This window comes from Agromyces sp. P1_H4, assembly GCF_056405255.1.
Window position 1 is genome coordinate 1 of the sequence record NZ_JBFUCL010000449.1, and the last position, 2,386, is coordinate 2,386.

Here is a 2,386-nt window from a genome sequence, read left to right on the forward strand (position 1 = left end):
GCCCACTCGTGCGCCGGCAACACGGGCCGTCGCCCGGCGCGCGGCGCGGCGGGCGCGTCAGCCGGTCAGCCCAGGCGGCGAGCGCAGTCGATGCAGAGCGTCGCGGTCGGGCGTGCGTCGAGACGTGCCACGGTGATCCGCTTGCCGCAGTTCGCGCAGACGCCGTAGCTGCCGTCGGCGATGCGGGCGAGGGCGCGCTCGACGTCGGCGAGCTCGGCACGCACGTCGGCCAGCACGGCAGTACGCTGCGACCACTCCTGCGTCATCGTCGGGCCTTCGGGGTCGTGCTCGTCGTCGGCTGAGGCATCCGACCTCGCGGTGCGCACCTCGCTCATGACGCCGTCGAACTCCGCGAGGCGCTCCTCGGCGTCGGCGCGTTCCGCGCGCAGCCTGCCTTCGAACCGTGCGAGCTGTGCCGGGGTCATCGTCGTCGCCGTCATCTCGCCCCCTTTCCGATCCCCGAATGCTACGCCTGCGGCATCCGGACGCCGTGTCAGACGCGGCAACTACGATTGAGGCGTGGTCACCGCCCTGTATCGCCGCTACCGGCCTGAGACGTTCGCCGAGATGATCGGCCAGTCGCAGGTGACCGAGCCCCTCATGACCGCGCTCCGCACCGATCGCGTGAATCACGCCTACCTCTTCAGCGGCCCGCGCGGCTGCGGCAAGACGACCTCGGCGCGCATCCTCGCACGCTGCCTCAACTGCGCCGAGGGGCCGACCGACGTGCCCTGCGGCGTGTGCGCGAGCTGCGTCGAGCTGGCGCGGGGCGGCAGCGGATCGCTCGACGTCGTCGAGATCGATGCAGCCAGCCACAACGGCGTCGACGACGCCCGCGACCTGCGCGAGCGCGCCGTGTTCGCCCCGGCCCGCGACCGCTACAAGATCTTCATCCTCGACGAGGCCCACATGGTCACGCCGCAGGGCTTCAACGCCCTGCTCAAGCTCGTCGAGGAGCCGCCCGAGCACGTGAAGTTCATCTTCGCGACCACCGAGCCCGACAAGGTGCTCGGCACCATCCGCTCGCGCACGCACCACTACCCGTTCCGGTTGGTCCCGCCCGGCCCGATGCTCGAGTACGTGCAGCAGCTCTGCACCGAAGAGGGCATCGAGGTCGCGCCGGGCGTGCTGCCCCTCGTCGTGCGCGCGGGCGGCGGCTCGCCGCGAGACACGCTGTCGCTGCTCGACCAGCTCATCGCCGGCTCAGAGGGCACCACCATCGACTACGAGCGCGCGGTGGCGCTGCTCGGCTACACACACGGCGCGCTCCTCGACGAGGTCGTCGACGCGATCGGCGCTAAGGATGCGGCGGGTGCCTTCGCCGCAGCCGACCGGGTGGTGCAGACGGGTCAAGACCCGCGGCGCTTCGTCGAAGACCTGCTCGAGCGGCTCCGCGACCTCATCGTGGTCGCCGCATCGTCACCTGAGACGGCCGCCGCAGTGCTGCGCGGGGTGCCGGCCGACGAGCTCGCGCGCATGGCCGCGCAGGCGGCCGCGTTCGGCTCGGCCGAGCTCTCGCGGGTCGCCGACCTGGTCAACCAGACCCTCACCGAGATGACCGGCGCCACCTCGCCGCGCCTCCACCTCGAGCTGATGCTCGCGCGGGTGCTCGTGCCGTCGAGCGACGACTCCGAGCGCGGGGCACTGGCGCGGGTCGAGCGCCTCGAGCGTCGCATCGGGGTGACGGATGCCGCGGGCGACCGCTCTGCGGTCGAAGCGCCTACCGCCGTGGCTGAGCCCGCCCGCCCGCCGGCCGTCTCCTCGGCGCCCACACGCGTTCCGCCGTCCCAGCCCACGTCCAGAGCCGAGCCGGCTTCGGCGGCTGCTGGGTCGTCGTCCGACCGCGACGAGGCGGCAGCTCGGGGTCCGGCGGCGGAAGCGCCGGCCTCGGTCCCCGCCACCGCCGCATCCGCGGCACCAGCGTCCGACGCGCCGGTGGCGGCACCTGCCGGCTCCGGGGCACCCTCCGCAGCGGCGTCCGCCGTCCCCGCGCCCGCACCGAAACCCGTCGGTCCGGTCACGCTGCAGCAGATGCGCGACGCGTGGCCCGAGGTGCTCGCGTCCCTCCAGCGCACGAAGCGCAGCGCATGGATGGTGGCGTTCACCGCCCAGGTGCGCGAGTTCCGCGACGGCGAGGTGCTCGTACTCGCCTTCCCGAGCGAGCAGGATGTCGCCGGGTTCCGCGGCGGCCCACCGGGGCAGAGCGTGAGCGAGCTGCTCCGMCGTGCGATCAGCGACGTGCTGGGCGTCACGGTCAAGTTCGTCGCCAAGGTCGACGGCGCCACGCGCGGCGACGCGCCGGTCGACGCGTCGTCGTCGGCTCCGGAACCGCCGGCACCCGCACCCGCACCGGCACCGTCCGCCCCTGCTCCGTCGTCCGCACCCG

General features: G+C 73.5%; 2 protein-coding genes. One reads left to right on the forward strand and one right to left on the reverse strand.

The window, feature by feature from the left end:
- Window positions 1–65: 65 nt before the first annotated feature.
- Window positions 66–440, reverse strand: a complete 375-nt coding sequence (locus AC1DY2_RS18705; RefSeq protein WP_476763779.1) for a TraR/DksA family transcriptional regulator — start codon at window positions 438–440, stop codon at window positions 66–68.
- Between the two features lie 79 nt (window positions 441–519).
- Here AC1DY2_RS18705 and AC1DY2_RS18710 point away from each other — a divergent pair.
- The coding region (locus AC1DY2_RS18710) for a DNA polymerase III subunit gamma and tau (RefSeq protein ID WP_476763780.1) at window positions 520–2,386 on the forward strand (1,867 nt) is incomplete at its 3' end.